The 18,226-nt window shown below is 61.4% G+C and carries 14 protein-coding genes; 12 read left to right on the top strand and 2 right to left on the bottom strand.

What is annotated here, in order from left to right:
* Nucleotides 1-7: 7 nt before the first annotated feature.
* From NSND_RS16405 to NSND_RS16420, 4 genes are read left to right on the top strand one after another with little or no spacing between them, the layout of a single operon-like run.
* Nucleotides 8-1,354, top strand: a complete 1,347-nt coding sequence (locus tag NSND_RS16405; protein ID WP_080880017.1) for a cytochrome ubiquinol oxidase subunit I — start codon at nucleotides 8-10, stop codon at nucleotides 1,352-1,354.
* Nucleotides 1,344-2,360 (top strand): cytochrome d ubiquinol oxidase subunit II, encoded by a 1,017-nt coding sequence (locus tag NSND_RS16410; RefSeq protein ID WP_080880018.1) that lies wholly within the window; start codon nucleotides 1,344-1,346, stop codon nucleotides 2,358-2,360. The genes NSND_RS16405 and NSND_RS16410 overlap by 11 nt, the downstream gene beginning before the upstream one ends.
* Before the next feature lie 13 nt (nucleotides 2,361-2,373).
* Nucleotides 2,374-3,774, top strand: coding sequence for a Si-specific NAD(P)(+) transhydrogenase (gene sthA / locus NSND_RS16415; RefSeq protein ID WP_143833596.1), 1,401 nt, complete (start codon nucleotides 2,374-2,376; stop codon nucleotides 3,772-3,774).
* Nucleotides 3,775-3,803: 29 nt separating this feature from the next.
* Nucleotides 3,804-4,349: a phosphate-starvation-inducible PsiE family protein gene (locus NSND_RS16420; protein ID WP_159450839.1), complete on the top strand. Its 546-nt coding sequence runs from the start codon at nucleotides 3,804-3,806 to the stop codon at nucleotides 4,347-4,349.
* Between the two features lie 33 nt (nucleotides 4,350-4,382).
* Here NSND_RS16420 and nhaR read toward each other — a convergent pair whose 3' ends face one another.
* Nucleotides 4,383-5,282 carry a transcriptional activator NhaR gene (gene nhaR, locus NSND_RS16425; protein WP_080880021.1) on the bottom strand — a complete coding sequence of 300 codons (900 nt, stop codon included), beginning with the start codon at nucleotides 5,280-5,282 and terminating at the stop codon, nucleotides 4,383-4,385.
* 128 nt (nucleotides 5,283-5,410) lie between these two features.
* Here nhaR and NSND_RS16430 point away from each other — a divergent pair, with 128 nt between their 5' ends.
* Nucleotides 5,411-5,734 carry a hypothetical protein gene (locus NSND_RS16430; protein WP_080880022.1) on the top strand — a complete coding sequence of 108 codons (324 nt, stop codon included), beginning with the start codon at nucleotides 5,411-5,413 and terminating at the stop codon, nucleotides 5,732-5,734.
* 72 nt (nucleotides 5,735-5,806) lie between these two features.
* On the opposite strand, the gene NSND_RS16435 is transcribed toward NSND_RS16430, so the two are convergent.
* The gene (locus NSND_RS16435) at nucleotides 5,807-6,262 is read right to left on the bottom strand and encodes a GNAT family N-acetyltransferase (RefSeq protein ID WP_080880023.1); all 456 of its coding nucleotides are present in this window, start codon (nucleotides 6,260-6,262) and stop codon (nucleotides 5,807-5,809) included.
* A 182-nt stretch (nucleotides 6,263-6,444) separates the two neighbouring features.
* Between NSND_RS16435 and NSND_RS16440 the strand changes: the two genes are divergently transcribed.
* From NSND_RS16440 to NSND_RS16470, 7 genes are all read left to right on the top strand, one after another.
* The gene (locus NSND_RS16440) at nucleotides 6,445-6,708 is read left to right on the top strand and encodes a hypothetical protein (protein WP_080880024.1); all 264 of its coding nucleotides are present in this window, start codon (nucleotides 6,445-6,447) and stop codon (nucleotides 6,706-6,708) included.
* A 271-nt stretch (nucleotides 6,709-6,979) separates the two neighbouring features.
* Entirely contained in the window at nucleotides 6,980-7,834 is an 855-nt protein-coding gene (locus NSND_RS16445; RefSeq protein WP_080880025.1) for a universal stress protein, read from the top strand.
* 450 nt (nucleotides 7,835-8,284) lie between these two features.
* The gene (locus NSND_RS16450) at nucleotides 8,285-9,523 is read left to right on the top strand and encodes an efflux RND transporter periplasmic adaptor subunit (RefSeq protein WP_159450840.1); all 1,239 of its coding nucleotides are present in this window, start codon (nucleotides 8,285-8,287) and stop codon (nucleotides 9,521-9,523) included.
* On the top strand, nucleotides 9,520-12,648 hold the full coding sequence (locus NSND_RS16455) for an efflux RND transporter permease subunit (RefSeq protein ID WP_080880027.1): 3,129 nt from the start codon (nucleotides 9,520-9,522) through the stop codon (nucleotides 12,646-12,648). The genes NSND_RS16450 and NSND_RS16455 overlap by 4 nt, the downstream gene beginning before the upstream one ends.
* A gap of 17 nt (nucleotides 12,649-12,665) precedes the next feature.
* Nucleotides 12,666-15,191: a magnesium-translocating P-type ATPase gene (mgtA, locus tag NSND_RS16460; protein ID WP_080880909.1), complete on the top strand. Its 2,526-nt coding sequence runs from the start codon at nucleotides 12,666-12,668 to the stop codon at nucleotides 15,189-15,191.
* A 159-nt stretch (nucleotides 15,192-15,350) separates the two neighbouring features.
* The gene (locus tag NSND_RS16465; protein ID WP_080880028.1) at nucleotides 15,351-16,865 is read left to right on the top strand and encodes an ATP-binding protein; all 1,515 of its coding nucleotides are present in this window, start codon (nucleotides 15,351-15,353) and stop codon (nucleotides 16,863-16,865) included.
* A gap of 232 nt (nucleotides 16,866-17,097) precedes the next feature.
* Nucleotides 17,098-18,114 carry a sodium:calcium antiporter gene (locus tag NSND_RS16470; RefSeq protein ID WP_080880029.1) on the top strand — a complete coding sequence of 339 codons (1,017 nt, stop codon included), beginning with the start codon at nucleotides 17,098-17,100 and terminating at the stop codon, nucleotides 18,112-18,114.
* Nucleotides 18,115-18,226 lie beyond the last annotated feature (112 nt).

An 18,226-nucleotide genomic window follows, 5' to 3' on the forward strand; every position in this document is an offset into this window, starting at 1 on the left:
ATTCATCATGACCGACTTGCAAGCTGCTCGCACGCTGATCGCGGGGTCGCTCGGTTTCCACATTCTGTTCGCCGTGATCGGGATCGGTCTGCCGCTCATGATGGTGCTCGCCGAATGGCGTTGGTACAGAACCGGCGATGCGGTATCGTTGGCGCTCGCCCGGCGATGGGCCAAGGGCACGGCGATGCTTTTCGCCATCGGGGCGGTCTCCGGCACCATCCTGTCGTTTCAGCTCGGGCTGCTATGGCCGGAATTCATGCGGTGGGCAGGACCGATCGTCGGCTTGGCCTTTTCACTCGAAGGCGCGGCGTTCTTCACGGAAGCGGTCTTTCTCGGCCTCTATCTCTACGGCTGGGGCCTGCTGAGCCCGGCCGCGCATCTGGCCTCCGGCCTGGCCGTCGCCGTCAGCGGCGTCACCTCGGGCATCTTCATCGTACTGGCCAACGGGTGGATGAATACGCCGCGAGGGTTCCGTCTGCTGCAGGGGCAACCGACCGACATCGATCCGGTCGCGGCCCTGTTCAGCCCATCCGGTCTGGCGCAAGTGCCCCATATGATCCTGGGCGCCTACGCTGCGACCGGATTCGCCGTCGCTGGGATTCACGCCTGGCAGCTCCTTTGGCACCCGGACGATCCCTTCCATCGGCGAGCCTTGACGATTGCGCTGTGGTTAGGCGGGATTAGCGCCCTGCTGCAACCGCTCAGCGGCGACCTGCTTGCCAAGGTGGTGGCCGTCCATCAACCCGCCAAGCTGGCGGCGTTCGAAGGACAGTTCGCCACGGAAGCGGGCGCGCCGTTCCGCTTGGGTGGCATTGTGGACCTTGATCGTAGGCGGCTCGACTACGCGATCGAAATCCCATATGCGCTCAGCCTGATGCTGTACCTCGATCCGACGGCGACCGTCACGGGGCTGGACAGCGTGCCTCGGGATCAGTGGCCGCCGGTGGCCATCGCGCGCGGCGCGTTCCAAGTGATGATCCTCTGCGGTGGGGCTATGACCTTCGTGACATTGTGGGCAGGGTGGCAGGGGTGGCGTTACAGGGCGGTTGCGCGGTCCCGTCTTTTTCTCAAGGCCGTGGTCCTGGCCGGTCCGCTGGGTTTTGTCGCCACGGAAGCCGGATGGATTGCCGCCGAGGTGGGCCGACAGCCGTGGATTATTACGGGCGTCATGCGGACGGCGGCCGCGGTCACGCCTATGCCGGGCCTGCTGGTTCCGCTCGTCTTTTTCGGCGCGCTTTACCTCATGCTGGCCGCCATCGTCTTATGGATACTCCACCACCATATCGCTGCCGGGTCTCCTGTCGACTCTACGGTCCTCAAGCCGCCTGTCGAAAGGACGGTTTATGAGTCTTGAGCTGATCATCGCCGGTGTTCTCATGACGACCCTGACGGGCTATGTCCTCACGGGCGTGGCCGACTTTGGAGCCGGCGCTTGGTACCTTGCGGCCCGCGGCGGGCGCGCGCCGGCACAGCGGGCGTTCATCGACCGTGCGTTGGCGCCGATCTGGGAGGCTAACCACGTCTGGCTGATCGTCGTGCTCGTGCTGCTCTTCGCGGGCTTTCCGTCGGCCTTCACAGTGATCATGACGAGCCTTCATATTCCGCTCACCTTGCTGCTGATCGGCATCGTGCTGCGCGGCGCTTCCTTCGCGTTTCAGCATTCTGACGTCCCGTTCGACGAGCGCCTCCCTTGGGGAAGTCTGTTCGCGGTGGGGAGCCTGGTGGCCCCGTTCTGGCTCGGCGTCGTGCTGGGAAGCGTGGCTGCAGGCCTGCCGCCCTCTTCGGGAAGTTTCCTCACCCGCTATGTCGAGCCCTGGCTCGCGCCGTTTCCCCTCGCCGTCGGGGTCTTCACGACCGTCCTCGCCCTGTACTTGGCCGCCGCCTATTTGACGGTGGAGGCTCAGGATGGCGAGCTGCAAGTCGAGTTTCGTCTGCGCGCGATCGCTGCCGGGATCGTCGCGGCAGGCTTGGAAGAGACGCTGTTGCTGCTTTCACGAGAAGCCGCTCCGCTCGTGTGGGGCGGCCTGACCGGCACGGTCTGGGGCGTGCTGGCCCAGTTCACGACCGCAGTTGCCGGTCTCACGGGCATTGCATGCCTCTGGTTGAAGCGGTTTCGTTGGGCGCGGATCTGCATCGCCGGACAGGTCACGATGACGCTTTGGGCGTGGGTCCTCGCGCAGTGGCCCTATCTCGTGCCGCCACACCTCACGATCTACAATGCCGCCGCGCCGGCGCCGGCGCTCCGGGCGGTCCTCTATGCTCTCGGAGGCGGAGCGGTCCTGGTGTTTCCCGCTCTGTGGTATCTCTTCCGTGTTTTCAAACAGCAGGCTGTGCTGGGCGGCGATGCGCCGAAGGGTTGAAAGGAGTACGTCTATGACACGTGACTATGAGTATGATCTGCTCTGCATCGGCAGCGGCCCGGCGGGGCAACGGGCGGCGGTACAGGCCGCGAAGCTTGGGAAGCGCGCCGCCGTAATCGAACGGGGCCATCGCCTGGGCGGCGTTTGCGTCGATACGGGAACGATCCCCAGCAAGACGTTTCGGGAAGCGGTGCTGTCACTGAACGGCCATGCCTGTCCCGCGTGCAGTAAGGTGCGCCCTGGCGCGTCCGCTCGTCCTCCGGCGCAGGCCCTGCTGGCCCGCGTGGAGGCGGTGGAACAACGCCAAGCGGACGTCATCGGCGGGCAGCTTCGGCGCAACGACGTGGCCGTGCTTTCGGGGGAAGCGCGCTTTCACGATTCTCATACAGTGCTTATCGAGTCATCCGACCGCATGATTACCGTTACCGCCGCCAATATATTGATTGCGGTGGGCACCGTACCCGCTGCGCCACCGGGGGCCGCAGTGGAGCCGAACCTGGTGGTGACCAGCGACGAATTACTGGGGCTGACGACGTTGCCGCGCAAGCTCGCGGTCGTCGGCGCGGGGGTCATCGGGATCGAGTATGCATCCATGTTCGCCGCGCTGGGGATCGAGGTGACTGTCATTGATCAGCGCGAGCACCCCCTGGAGTTCCTCGATCGTGAGATCGTGGACGCGCTGTTCCATCAATTGCGGAACGTGGACGTGACGTTCAGGCTCGGCGAAACCGTAGAACGGTTGGAAATTCTCAATGGGCCCCCGCGGCGGGTCGCACTGTTGCTGGAATCAGGTAAGCGATTGGTGTCCGAGCTGGTCCTCTATTGCGCCGGCCGGCAGGGTGCGACGGGGCGGTTGAATCTCGCCGCCGCCGGTCTGAAGGCGGACGACCGCGGGCGTCTCGCGGTCGATCGGGACTACCGCACGGAGGTGCCGCATATTTTTGCCGCCGGGGACGTGATCGGGTTTCCCAGCCTGGCGACCACGTCGGCCGAGCAAGGGCGGCTCGCCGCTTGCGCCGCCTTCGGCGTGGAAGCCGACCCGATGACCGCGCATTTTCCCATCGGCATTTATTCCATTCCGGAGATTTCGATGGTCGGCGCGCCGGAACAGGAGCTGACACGGCGCAAGGTGCCCTATGAAGCCGGCACGGCCCGCTACCGGGAGATCGCACGGGGACAGATTCTCGGAGACGACAGCGGCCTGCTCAAAATGCTGGTGCATCGGGAAGACCGGCGGCTGCTGGGAGTTCACATCGTCGGAACGGGCGCGACCGAATTGATTCACATCGGACAGGCCGTCTTGGGGCTTCAGGGCGGTCTGGACTACTTTTTGACGACGGCGATGAACTATCCGACGCTGGCGGAATGTTACAAAGTGGCGGCGCTGGATGCCTTCAACAAGCTGTCGGCCTAGCCGACGCGACCAAGTCGGAAGGAGATGGGATGTACGACCGAGTGACCGATTCAGTGAGACAAGTCTTCGCGTGGATGGAACGTTTGGATCGCTGGGGCTATATTACAGTTGGGTTCAGCCTGCTGGTCATCAGCGTCCTGCTGTTCGTCCATAGCTGGGCGCAGTTCGCTACGGCCTATCGCACGGAGCCCTTCCTCCTTATCAGCTTGACCCTCGTCAATCAGCTTCTACTCGTCATCATTCTTCTGGAGCTGTTCCGCACCATCGTGCGGTTCCTGGAAACCGATACCTTGCGGGTGGAGCCGTACCTGGCGGTCGGCATCATCGCGTGCATACGGCGCATGCTCACGGCCAGCGCGGAGTTGGGAGACCTCAGGCACGTACCGGAGGATTTTTTCGAGCGGTATCTGAAAGACATGCTGATGAACGCCGGATTGGTGATGGTGCTGATCGGCAGCATCTTCGTGGTGCGGGCTCGTCCGGTACGGTCAGATCAGTACGACGGGATGGCTTCAGATGATCCCCTGCCCGACCTAGCCTCATCCGCTGGTCGCTCCGACTTCCCCACCCGTTAGGCGATACCCCGCTCGCCGAAGGCTCAGGCGCCGTCAGGACAAAATTTCCTGACGCGCCGCTTCTACGATGGCGAGCACCGCAGGGTGCTTGAGCCGACGCTCGACCGTGATGGCGTAGAATCGCTGTTTCACGGAATCCAACCGTCCCACCACCTGGACGCGATACTGGCGGCAGATTTCTTTTTCCATGACGCTGGAGCCGGGAAAGAGGCCATAGCCAGTCTGGCCGAATGCCTTCAACGTCGCGCTGTCTTCGAATTCTCCCATGACAGTCGGATGGATGCCTCGTCGAACCAGCCACTCGTCCACTAAGCGGCGCAGCATGGCATTCGGCGTGGGCAGCAGCACCGGGGCACCGCTGAGGGATTTCGGGAAGGCGCGCCGATATTTTGCCGCCTGATTCGCCGTCGAGAAGAACGTCACCCCCGATTCCCCCATGACGTGATTGTAGGTCTGCACCTTGATGCTGGGCGGCGCCGGCGTATCGGAAATCACAAGATCGAGGCCATGAATCGCCAGCTCGGCCAGCAAATGGTCCAGCTTGTTCTCCCAGCAGAGGATACGCGTCGGATGGGCCGTCTTCAACGCCGACTTCAACAGCTGCGAGGTTAGGAGCTTCGGCACTGCGTCGGCGATGCCGACGACCAGCCGTAGGGGCCGCCCGCTGCCGTGTCCTTTCACCGTGCTGATCAGATCCCGCCCGAGCGAGAAAATGTCCTCCGCATAACGAAACACGACGCGGCCCATTTCGGTCATGACCAGGTGGCGGCCCGAGCGGGCGAACAGTTTCTCTCCGAGTACGCCTTCCAACGCTCGAATTTGACCGCTAATGGTCGGCTGCGCCAGGCGAAGTTCTTCGCAGGCTCGGCTCACGCTGCCGTTCTTGGCGACCGCCCAGAAGTACAACAGGTGATGATAGTTCAGCCATTCCATGCGGCGGAAGTATACATCGGGTTATTCGATGGATGCATCTCAATTTATCTATTTTTCAGGCCGCCCCATCATTGCTATGGTTGCGCATGACGAACGCGTTAACCTCAAAGCCGTCCAGGAGGTGCACGATGATGCAGCGAGTTCAACGGGCGATCGGGACATTTTTCTTCTTGACTACCTGCTTCCTGGCTCCGGCGGAGGCGATGGAGTCGGAGTATCGTCCCTACGAGCCGGTCGTACGCGTTCATCCTCCTCCCCGGTACGTGCCGATGGGCCGCACGACGCCGCAGGTGGTGCCGCCGGAAGCAATGCGCAACGCCGCCGGGCCGGTCTATCGAACCGGGGACGGTTCACACCCGCCTTTCGCCCCTCATGTTCAGGCAGATCACAGACCGGGCGAGATTCAAAAACCCCATACCGGAGGAGCCGGGCTTCCGATCTGGCAGTGGTAAGCATGACTGAGCGTCCACCTCACATACCCGCTAGGAGCTCCACTACAGACTACGACCAATCGGCAGGTTTGTTCAGCCGGGCCCTGTGGGCAATAGCTCTTTCACCATCTTCCGGTGCGGGATGCCGGCGTCGATGAAGGGTTCGTCGACTACGTGGAACCCGGCCCGTTCATAAAATCCAAGCGCATGGATCTGTGCGGACAGGGTAACGCGCGGGAGCCCTTGCCTAACCGCCAGATCCAGCAGTGTCTGGAGAAGGTCCCGTCCGACGCCGCGCCCGCGCCAGTACTTGAGCACCGCCATTCTGCCGATGGTGCCATTCCGTTGCATGCGCGCCGTGCCGATGGCCTCTCCTCGGTCATTCCATGCCAGCACATGGGCGCAAGATGAATCGAGCCCGTCCCACTCCAGTTCTACCGGCACTCCCTGCTCGTGGATAAACACCGTTTCGCGAATCGCCCTGATGGCCGACTCTGTGGTGGCCCAGTCGGTAAGTTCTACCCGTCCTGTGTTGTGATGTTGCGGCATGATTTCCTGGCCTCATTCATTTGGTCGGTCTTCTGTATCCGACTCTGATCGACGGCGCGTCTCAAATGTAATTCTCTTTTGGAGGATCGGCAACCACATGGTACCGTTCATCATGATGGTCTGCTTGTGAAACGACGCAGGCGGACGCCGAGTGGCTCCGGTTCACCGATGGGAGGTCATCCGTGAAAACTCAACGTCGAACCTATGATGTCGTGGCAGGGCGTAGGATCCGGTCCGGATTGTGGCATTCCTGGTGTCAGGCCGGTGAAAGGGCTGAAGCCACGCGGGTGTTCGGCTGGTCATTTCTGCGCTCGGTGTGGTCGTTGCTTCGCAAGGTGACCTGGGGCCGGATTGGTCGTGAGCAGGAGAGTCGCTCCCCCTGGGGACACAAATCGATCGGTTGCTCCGCGCCGCGATCCACGGCCATCTATGGTCGCATGAACTGACCGGCGGTATTCCGTTCGGTTGATTGCCATTTCGCCGCTCGTTGTTCTGCCTTCTGTGTCTCCGTCCTTTCTTCGGTTCTTCGCTCAAACCAATAGGCATCTGGTCCCGACCGTAACCTTCCTGTGACTTTCCACAGGGGGAAGAAGGGCTTGCTGTATTTCTGCGGAAAGAAGGTATTGACCCGCTGATCCGTTGAGGCGAAGATGCGGCAGCGTTGGCACGGAGCCTGCTACTCAAGTCTGTAACGGATTGAACGATGAGGGGCGACCTATGAAAGTCTTGATTGCGACCGATGGATCGAAATACGGGAAGTGGGCGACGGAATGGGTGGCGCGGATGCCGTTCGCCGAGAAGCCGGATGTGAGCGTCCTGCACGTGACGGATGTCGAGGCCCTGCGCGCGCCGTTCATGTTTCAGCCGGTGGTGATCGGCAATGAGCCGTTTATTCAGGAAGAAATCAAGCGGATTGAAGCCCGTGGAAAGACGGCCATGGCAGAGGCCAAGGCTCAGATGGCGTCGCTCAAGTTAAAAGGCAAGCTGGTGTCTGAGCGCGGGTCAGCCGGCTCGACCATTCTCGATCGTGCGCCGCAGCGTGATGGACTGGTGGCGATCGGGAGCCGGGGGTTGGATGCGCTCGACCGGTTCATGCTCGGGAGTGTCTCGACCCAGGTGACGTTGCATGCGCCCTGCTCGGTTCTCATTGTGAAGGAAGAACCGCGCCCGCTGAGCCGGATTCTCTTCGCAGCCGACGGGTCCAAAGCCTCGGAGAAGGCGTTGCGGTTCCTGCTGACCAAACTGCACCCGGAAGAGCGGGAAGGCCTGGAGCCGATCGATGTGGTGGTGATGCACGCCATGCCGTTCCTGAAGTTTCCGGAACTCAAAGAGGCCGGCGCCCGCCTGGTCGAGCAATGCGCGAACAAGCTGCTGAAGGCCGGGTATGTGGTTGATGAAGTGGTCCAGCTTGGGAAACCGGCCGATGAGATCTTGAAAGTGGCGACGAAGAAGAAAGTCGATCTGATCGTGACCGGGGCCAAAGGCATGGGGGCTGTCGCCAGGTTCCTGCTGGGCAGTGTTTCGACCAAGGTTGTGCAGCACAGTACGTGCTCGGTGCTCGTGGTTCGTTAGGCAGGCTGTTGACAAAGGCTGCCAGCGGCGTTCTCTCGGCGTTCAACAGCCTGCGGCAGATTCTGGGAACGTCCGTGGCTCTGCTGGTTCCTCCCGGGGCAACTAACCCGCATTATTCATGACGGTTCGTCGTGAAATCGCCGAGTCACGTGGCGAGACCGGCGCGCGGAGCCGGGAGGACCCGAGGCGTACTCGTGCAGTACGTTGAGGGTCCGAGGGGTGAGCCCGCCGGCCGAAGGCCCGTCGCAGCAGTGAATCGGCGATTGCAGCAGAAGTGCTCATGAATAATGCGGGCTAAGACCGCTGTGGCATTTCACCCCGCTCTCAGGGCCGGTAGCGTAGCAAAACGCTGCTACCGGCATCCCATTCCTCTCGAAATCCGGACTCTCTCACGGCATGGTCCCTGCTGTTCTCAGGAACAGCAGGGCGCCCAAGGCAGATGATCGACGCATGACAGAGACAGCGGGGGTATTCAGGCGGAATTCAGAGGGACAGCATCGGCGAGCCGGTGACTGGCGTTCTCTTGCGGGACGATGCCTGGTGATCGGGCTGGTACTGATATCGGCAGTAGCCTGTGATCGGGATGCGCCCGTGGCGCCGCCGGCCGGTAAGCCGGTGAGCAGAGCCGCCGACGGGATGGTGCATCTGACCGATCCTGAAATTGCCAGGGCCGGCATCGAGGTGATGACGGTCAAGAAAGAGCCGTTTACCTTCCATCGCGAATTTCCCGCGACCGTGCAAGCCAACGAGAATGAACTGGCAGAAGTCACGACTCTCATTCGAGGGAGAGTCGTCGAGGTGCTGGTCGATGTGGGGAAGGATGTGAAGAAGGGTGAGCGGCTGGCGTTGCTCGACAGTACCGATCTCGGGATGGCCGAAGGAGCGTACCTCAAGTCGGCGGCAAGGCAACACGAAGCGCAGCTGGCCTTTGAGCGGGCGGAAAATCTCCATGAGCATCGTGCGATCAGTCTGGCCGAACTGCAACGCCGGGAAGCGGAAATGAAAACCGCGCGCGCCGATGCGCGGGAGGCATCGCATCGGCTGGCGCTCCTTGGCCTGCCGGCTCAGGAAATCAAACGGCTTGAACGCGAGCAGACGATCCGGTCCGATGTGGCGATTCGAGCGCCCTTTGCAGGTCGCGTGATCATGCGTAATATCACGCGCGGGGAGGTGGTGGAGACCTCGCGGAACTGTTTCACCATCGCCGACCTGTCCGATGTCTGGGTGGTGGCCAACGTGCCGGAAAAGGACGTGCGCTTTATTCGTCCGAAGGACCGGGTTCACGTGATGGTTCCGGCCTATCCGCATGGGCTGTTCTCCGGCACCGTGACCTACATCAGCGATGTCCTCGACCCATCGACCAGGACGATGCGTGTCCGTGTCACCGTGCTCAATCCCGATCGGACCTTGAAACCGGAGATGTTCGCCATGGTCCGTGTCTTTGCGTCCCCTCAACCCGAGGCGCTGGCGGTGCCGCTCACGGCTGTGCAACAGGACGGCACGGGCAAATTACTGTTCGTGCGGCAAGCGGACAATCGATTCGAATCGCGCCGGGTTCTCCTGGGAGACGAGCTGGACGGCAAGACCATCGTCCTGGAGGGGCTGCACGAGGGTGAAGACGTGGTGGTCAAAGGGTCCTTCGCAATCAAGTCGGAGTTCGATATCCACAAAATCGAGCCCACGCCATGATTGCCTCACTGTTGGAGTTCTCGCTCCGCCAATCGATCCTCGTCATCGGACTGGCCTGCATGTTTTCCGTGGCCGGCCTGTTCGCCTTTCAATCTATCCCCATCGATGCCTACCCCGACGTGACCAATGTGCAGGTGCAGGTGTTGACGGAAGCGCCTGGCCTCTCTCCCGTTGAAGTGGAACGCTTCATCACCTATCCGATCGAACTGCAGATGAACGGGCTGCCGGGCCTGACGGAAATCCGCTCGTTGTCCAAGTTCGCGCTCTCTCAGCTGACGGTGGTGTTCGAGGATGATGTGGATGTGTACTTTGCCCGCCAGTTGGTGTTGGAGCGGATCATGGCGGTCAAGGAGCGGTTGCCGGCGGGTATCGATCCGGTCCTGGCGCCGGTCACGACTGGACTGGGAGAGATCTACCAATACTATCTCGAAGGCCCGCAAGCCCATGCGACCGATACGGCGCTCGTAGAGGCCGAGTTGACGAATCAGCGGACGGTGCAGGATTGGGTACTCCGCCCCTTGCTGAAGAGTGTGCCGGGCGTGATCGATGTGAACGGCCTGGGCGGATTCGTGAAGCAGTTCCAAGTGCTGGTGGATCCCGACAAGTTGCGCAAATACAGCCTGACGCTGCACGACATCTATGAGGCGGTGCAGAAGAACAATGCCAATTCCGGCGGCAATGTGCTGGAACGGCATGCGGAACGCGCCATTGTGCGGGGACTGGGACTCATCAAAACCCTGCCCGACATCGAGCGTATCGTCGTGAAGGAAGCGGGCGGCACACCCGTGTTCGTCCGTGATGTGGCAGAGGTTCGTATCGGTCATGCGGTGCGCCATGGCGCGGCCGTGTTGAACGGCGAGCGGGAGGTGGTGGCGGGCACGGTGTTGATGTTGCGCGGAGGCAATGCACGTGAAGTCGTCCAAGCCGTGAAACGCCGGGTCGACACGATTCAGCAGGACGGGTTGTTGTCGGAAGGCCTCAAGATCATCCCGTTTTATGACCGGATCGAGCTCGTGACAGCGGCCATCAATACCGTGCGCGATGCCTTGATCGAGGGCATCGTCCTGGTGACCATCGTATTTTTCCTATTTCTGGGCCATGTGCGGAGCGCGATCGTCGTCACTGTGTCTCTGTTGGTCACGCCACTGATGACGTTCCTGGTGATGCAACGCGTGGGGCTTTCCGCCAACCTCATGACCCTGGGTGGCCTGGCGATCGGTATCGGTGAAATTGCCGACGGATCGTTGGTCGTGGTGGAGAATGTCTATCGCCATCTCTCCGAAAATCATCTGCATCAGCGGTCCCGGCTTGAGGTGATTTTCCGGGCCACCAGCGAGGTAGGGCGGCCGATCGTGTTCGGCATCCTGATCATCAGCGTCGTCTTCCTTCCCCTCATGACTCTGCACGGGATGGAAGGGAAAATGTTTGCCCCCCTGGCCTATACGCTGGTGATTTCGCTGCTGATGTCGGTGGTCGTCACCTTGACCCTCTCGCCGGTTCTGGCGTCCCTGATCCTGCGCGGCGACCATCCGGAAGAGACCCGGCTCACCCGGTGGATGAAGGCCCGCTATCAGCCGGTGCTCCGTTGGACGCTCGACCATCGGGTGCCGGTGTTGCTGGGATCGACGGCGGTGGTGCTGGCGAGTCTGACCCTGCTGCCGTTCGTGGGACGGGAATTCATTCCGATTCTGGAGGAGGGCGCATTGACGCCGCAAATCGTGCGGCTGCCGAGTGTCTCGTTGCCGGAGTCGATCGCGATTGAGAAGCAGACGCAGAAAGTCATGCTGGAGTTTCCGGAAGTGCAGATGTCGGTGAGCAAGATCGGACGCCCCGATATCGCCGTCGGTCCGGAGGAGCCGAATGAGAGCGATCCGATCGTGACGCTGCGTCCGCGCAACGGTTGGACCACGGCACAGACCCAATCGGGATTGGTCGATGCGATCCGGAAGCGTCTTGCGGAGATTCCCGGTATCTCTGTCCTGATGAGTCAGCCGATCCAGGAGCGGGTCGATGAGTTGATCTCCGGCATCCGGACTGAATGCGCCATCAAGTTGTTCGGGGACGATCTCGACCTGCTGTATCAGAACGCCGAAATCATTGCGGACCTGATGCGGACCGTGGAAGGCGTGAAAGACGTCAAGGTCGAACAGGTTGCCGGGCAGCCCTATCTGACGATCGACATCGATCGGGAGAAAATCGCCCGTTACGGGATCAACGTGTCGGATGTGCACGACATCGTTACGACGGCGGTGGGCGGCAAACCGGCCACGCAGGTGTATGAGGGGGAGCGTCGATTTCAGCTGACCCTGCGTTTCCCGGAGCCCTATCGCAACAGTATCGGGGCCATCGGAGATATCCGGGTACGATCCGCATCCGGCGCGCCGATTCCCTTGAGCGAGCTCGCGACCATCGAGATGCGCGAAGGCCCGGCGCGTATCAGCCGTGAGCAGGCGAAGCGGCGGATCTACATCGGGTTCAATGTGGTGGGGCGCGACATCGGCAGTGTCGTGGATGAAGGCCGGAAGTTATTGGCCGAGCGGATCCGGTTGCCGCAGGGGTATACGGTGGCGTGGGGCGGGGCGTTCGAGAATATGGAGCGCGCGAATGCGCGGTTGCTGCTGGTGGTGCCGATCACGCTCGGGTTGGTCTTCTTTTTGCTCTTCTGGGCGTTTCACTCGCTGCGGTATGCCGCCTTGATCATTCTGAATCTGCCGTTCGCCTTGATCGGCGGCGTCGTATCGTTGTGGCTTAGCGATCAGTATCTGAGTGTGCCTGCCTCAATCGGGTTTATCGAACTGTTCGGGTTGGCGGTGGGAAACGGCATCGTGCTCGTCTCCTACATCAATCAGTTGCGGAATGAGGGGCAGCAGACGGAGGCGGCGATCATGACGGGCTGTGTCTTACGGCTTCGCCCGGTCGTGATGACGATGATGACGACGTTGCTCGGCCTCCTGCCGCTGGTCCTGGCCCAGGGGATCGGCGCCGAAGTGCAGCGGCCGTTGGCCACCGTGGTTGTCGGCGGCCTGTTCACCTCGACCGCATTGACCTTGCTGGTCCTCCCGGCCCTGTACCGGACCTTTGCCGAACAGGAGGCCGCGAAGGAACATGCCCCGGAGTGGGTGTGAAGGGAGTTCACGAGACCATGGAGAATAGACGACCCTTTTGGGCCTGTTCTCCGGATGAGGTGCTTCGCGACTTGCGTGCCGTACCGGAGGGGTTGAGCACCGTCGAGGCCGAACAGCGGCAGGTCGTCTCCGCGTCCGCCCGGCTCACGCCCCAGCGAGATAGTCAGCCGTTCCGGCTCTTGCTGGCCCAGTTCCGAAGTCCCATCATCCTCATCCTGCTCTTCGCTTCCGGAGTGTCGTTTTTTCTCGCAGAACATAGCGATGCGCTCATCATCCTGGCCATCATTCTGGTCAGCGCCCTGTTGAGTTTCTGGCAGGAATACAGCGCGGCCCGCGCCGTGGCCGGCCTGTTGGCGCTCGTGCAGATCACGGCTCAAACATGGCGGGACGGCCGGTTGCGCGAGGTGCCTGCCGACGACATCGTGCCGGGCGATATCGTGGAGCTTTCGGCTGGGTCGAGTTTACCCGGAGACGCGCGGCTGCTCGATGCCAAGGATCTGTTCGTCGATGAAGCGACCTTGACGGGGGAGACCTATCCGGCAGAGAAATCGACAGGAACACTCACGGACGCGGTCCCCTCGCAGAAGCGGACGAACAGCCTGTTTCTGGGCACCCATGTGGTGAGCGGGCAGGCGCGGGCCGTGATCGTGGCGGTGGGCAAGGACACGGAATTCGGCCGCATTGCCCATCGGATGCAGGTGCGGGCGCCGGAAACGGAATTTGAGCGGGGCGTGCGCCGATTCGGATATCTATTGCTGGAAGTCACGCTGCTGCTGGTGTTCTCGATATTCGCGGTGAACGTGTATTTGGCGCGCCCGGTCCTTGAGTCCTTTCTGTTTTCCATGGCGTTGGCCGTCGGCCTGACGCCGCAACTGTTGCCGGCCATCATCAGCGTCAATCTCTCCCACGGCGCTAAGCGAATGGCGCAGCAGAAGGTGGTCGTCAAACGCCTGACCTCGATTGAAAATTTCGGCAGTATGAACGTGTTGTGCTCCGACAAAACCGGCACCCTGACCATGGGGTCCATGCGGCTGCACGCGGCACTGGATCTTCAGGGCCGGCCGAGCGAGAAGGTGTTATTCCTCGCCCAGCTGAACGCGATGTTCGAAACGGGATTCTCGAATCCGCTGGATGAAGCGTTGCGCCGACACCGGTCGGTCGATCTCACCGGTTATCGCAAGCTGGAGGAAGAACCGTACGACTTCGTCCGCAAACGGCTCTCGATCCTCGTGGCGACCCCGCAGACGCACGTGTTGATCACGAAAGGGGCCGTGGACAGCATGCTGACGGCCTGTCTCGATGCTGAACAGTCGGACGGCACCGTGGTGTCGATCGATGAGGTCCGGGATTCCATTCGACAGCAGGTTCGCGAACTGAGTGCGCAAGGATTTCGCACGCTGGGGCTGGCCTGCCGTAACATGGGCGCCGTTGATCGTGTCTCCAAGGAACATGAAACGGCGATGACCTTTCTGGGTCTGGTGGCCTTTGCCGATCCTCCGAAACCCGGCATGGCCGAGACCATTGCGACGCTCAAAGGCCTCGGGGTCTCGTTGAAAATGGTGACCGGGGATCAGGCGCTGGTGGCGGCGTATGTCGGGCGGGCGGTTGGGCTGGAGAATCCGCACCTGCTTACGGGAACTGATCTGCGCGGCATGAGCGACGACGCGCTACGCACGCGCGCAAACAGCATCGATATCTTCGCGGAAATCGAACCCAATCAAAAGGAACGCATCATCCGTGCGCTGCGCGCTTCCGGCAATGTGGTTGGATATCTCGGCGACGGCATCAACGATGCCCCGGCTCTCCACGCGGCGGATGTCGGCATTTCAGTCGATAGCGCCGTCGATGTCGCCAAAGAAGCGGCCGATCTCGTCCTGTTGGAGCATGATTTGGGCGTGCTGGTGCAAGGCGTTCGCGAGGGCCGCATGACCTTCGCCAATACGTTGAAATATGTGTTTATGGCCACCAGCGCGAATTTCGGCAACATGTTCAGCATGGCCGGGGCCTCGCTGTTCCTGCCGTTTCTCCCGCTGCTGCCGAAGCAGATCCTGCTGACGAATGTCTTGACCGATCTTCCAGAAATGACCATTGCCACCGACCGGGTCGATCACGAACTGATCGAGCGGCCCCGCCGATGGGATATTCCGTTCATCCGGCGATTCATGCTCACCTTCGGTCTGGTGAGTTCCCTGTTCGACTACCTCACGTTCGGAGTCCTCTTGCTGCTGTTACACTCAACGGCCGGCCAATTTCGCACCGGTTGGTTTGTCGAGTCCGTGCTGTCGGCCTCGTTGATCGTGCTCGTCATTCGCACCCGCCGGCCCTGTTATACCAGCCGGCCCTCTTCCGCGTTGTTGATCACGACGCTCCTGACGGGACTGGGGACCATGTTGCTGCCGGTGACACCGGTGGGAGCGTTCCTGGGATTCGAACCGCTGCCACCGATCTTCTGGGCGGCGATGCTCGGAATTCTGTTGGCCTATGTGGTGGTGGCGGAGTTCGCGAAGCAGTTGTTTTACCGGCAGGTTCAGAATGGGAGTTAGGGTGGCGAGGCCGTCGGAAGGGAGGGAGGTGAGAAGTACCGTCACGTTGCGGCTCCCTGTAATCGATCATCTCCTTGACTGTGCATGGTGATGTAGTACAACCAAAGGAAGAAGTTCAGACCCTGTGTACTCCCCGCTGCCGATTCTCGTGAGGACGTCATGGCCGTTTCCACGCCGCACTCCAATACTCCGTCGTATGATCCGCAGGTGCTGCTCGATTCACAGCCGGTGACCGTGAATGTGATCGACCCTGCCGACCATTCCGTGCAATTCCAAAATCGAACCTCGCTGGAAATATTCAGTGACATGGCCGGCTCCAGATGTCATGCGAAAATCGCGGGGAAGGCGGCTCCCTGTGAGTTTTGCCGCATGCCTGAGGCGTTGGCGCGCGGAGGCGTGGTGTCCGAGGAGGTGGACATGCCCGATGGCCGCCGTCTCCTGATCCATTGGGCCAAGGCCCCGACGACGGACGGACGGGTCCATGTGATTGAAACGATCGTGGATGTGACGAAACGCAAGCAGGACGAGCAGAGCCTGCGGCAGTCGCAGAAGATGGAGGCACTCGGGCGGCTGGCGGCCGGCATCGCGCACGATTTTAACAATCTGCTCATGGTGGTGATCGGCCATGCGCAACGGGTGGCACAGCAGCTCGGCTCGCATCCTTGCCATCATGAAGTGGAGATGATCGGGCAGGCGGGGAGCAGGGCGGCCGCCTTGACGAAGAAGCTGTTGACGTTCAGCCGACGCCAGGTGCTGGAGCAACGGGATGTGCCGCTCAATACGTTGATTCGCGACATGGAAGATATTCTACGCCGTTTAATCGGCGAGCAGATTCAGACGGTGATTGTGCTCGATCCCAGAGCCGGGCATGTGTTGGGCGATCCCGTGCAGATCGAGCAGGTGTTGCTCAATCTGGCCCTCAATGCGCGCGATTCCATGGCGGAAGGCGGGATTCTCACGATCGAGACGGGCAATGCCGATCTGGATGAGGCGTACGTGCGTGTTCACCCGGGCGCGGTTCCTGGTCCCTACGTCAAACTCGTGGTGGAGGATACCGGATGCGGGATCGACGCCGAGACGCTCGCCCATATCTTTGAACCGTTCTTCAGCACGAAGGAGTTCGGCAAAGGCACCGGCTTGGGGTTAGCCACCGTCTATGGCATTGTGAAGGAGAGCCGCGGTTATATCGATGTGACCAGCCAGCCGGGACGCGGCTCGAGGTTTACGGTGATGTGGCCTCGGGTGCTGACGCAAACAGGAGAAGCCGAGCCGGTGGCGGCGTCTCGCGCGGTTCCGGCCGCTTGCGCGACTATCCTGCTTGTGGAAGACGATGAGGGCATTCGGCGTCTCGTCTCAGCCGTGCTCCGGGACCAGGGGTATGAGGTGTTGGCGGCCACCGACGGCGTCGAGGCCCTGCAAATGTTGCAGTTGCGAAAAGGGGGCTGCGACCTCCTGATCACGGATGTGATCCTGCCGAGAATGAAGGCGGCCGTGCTGGCACAGGGGGCGAGGACGATGTTTCCGAACATCAAAGTGCTCTATATTTCCGGTTATTCCGGCGACATGCTGGTGTCCCATGGGGTGGATGCGCAAGCGGCCTACCTGCAAAAGCCGTTTTTGCCTCAGGCCATTATCGAAAAGGTGGCCGAACTCCTGCCCGCGCGCCCGCAGTAGCGCGGGCCGACGTACGATGTGCCTGATTGGATCAATCCTGCCTGTATGCAGCCCGCTTCCCGATGGCCGCCGGTGGTTCCGTTACGATCCTGCCTGTAGGCATAAGGGTTGGGTAACCGACTGGTCAAATCGACGCGGATGACTGCTTGACGCCGGAGCGGAGGAGTCGGCACACTCCCGACCATTGCGGATCTCGGTCCTTAGACCTGAGAAGCGTGGTAAGGAGAGGCGATTGCTCGCGTCATGGACCATCCTCGTGCTGAGCGGAGCCATGATCGTCATGGCGGGGACGAAACTCTCGCGCTGCGGCGACCAGATAGCGGCGTTGACAGGCCTTGGGCGACTGTGGGTCGGCGTCGTGTTGATGGCGGCTGCGACGTCGCTGCCCGAGGTATTCACGACCGTCAGCGCCGGTTTGCTCGATGCGCCGGACCTGGCCGCCGGAGATCTCTTCGGCGCGGTGCTTGCCAACATGTTCACCCTTGGCCTCATCGACCTTATCCATCGCGACAAGCGCGTCTGGGAGCAGGCGGCTTTCGAGCATACGCTCGTGGCTGCGCTGGCGATGCTCCTCACTGGATTAGCCGCGTTTCTGGTATTGTTTCGGAGTGGGACGGGTGCTTCGGCAATCGAAGGGGGAAGCGCTCTTCTCTTTCTGGCCTATGTTTTCGGCATGCGGATGGTGTTTCGGCAGGAAGACGTCAAGCGGCGCCAGCGGGCACAGCAACTCCTTGCCGAGGCGGAGGCTGACGACGACCACACGCGAGAGTCAGTCCGGCGTGACGGACTGCGCCGCGCCGCCATCGGATTCGTCGCCGCTACGGTGGTCCTGATCATCGCCGCCCCACTGCTTGCCAAGTCAGCCAAGGATATCGCGGATCAATCGGGAGTCAGCACGACCTTCGTCGGGACGTCGCTCGTTGCGGTGGTGACGACATTGCCTGAGTTGGTCACGTCTCTGGCCGCCGTCCGGCTCGGGGCCTTCGATCTTGCAGTGGGCAATCTCTTCGGCAGCAATGCCTTCAATATGGCGGCCTTCTTGTTTACCGACCTGGCATACGCCGGTGGGCCATTACTCGGTGCGATCGACTCCACTCATGCGCTGACCGCCCTTTGGGGCATTCTGATGATGAATGTAGGGCTGATGGGGATTGTGTATCGAGTGGAGAAGCGGTATTGGCTCATTGAACCGGATAGCCTGGTGATGATCCTCGGGTATCTGCTCGGCCTCTGGCTATTGTTCCGATGATGCCTGCCGTGTCCCGAGCAGGATGCGGAAAAAGTCCGCCAGCGGCGTTCTCGCGGGACACTGCCGCCTCACTATCTCGGCGACGTTCACAAGCGTGACGCGCGTTATTCAG

Source organism: Nitrospira sp. ND1 (assembly GCF_900170025.1).
GTDB lineage: Bacteria > Nitrospirota > Nitrospiria > Nitrospirales > Nitrospiraceae > Nitrospira_A.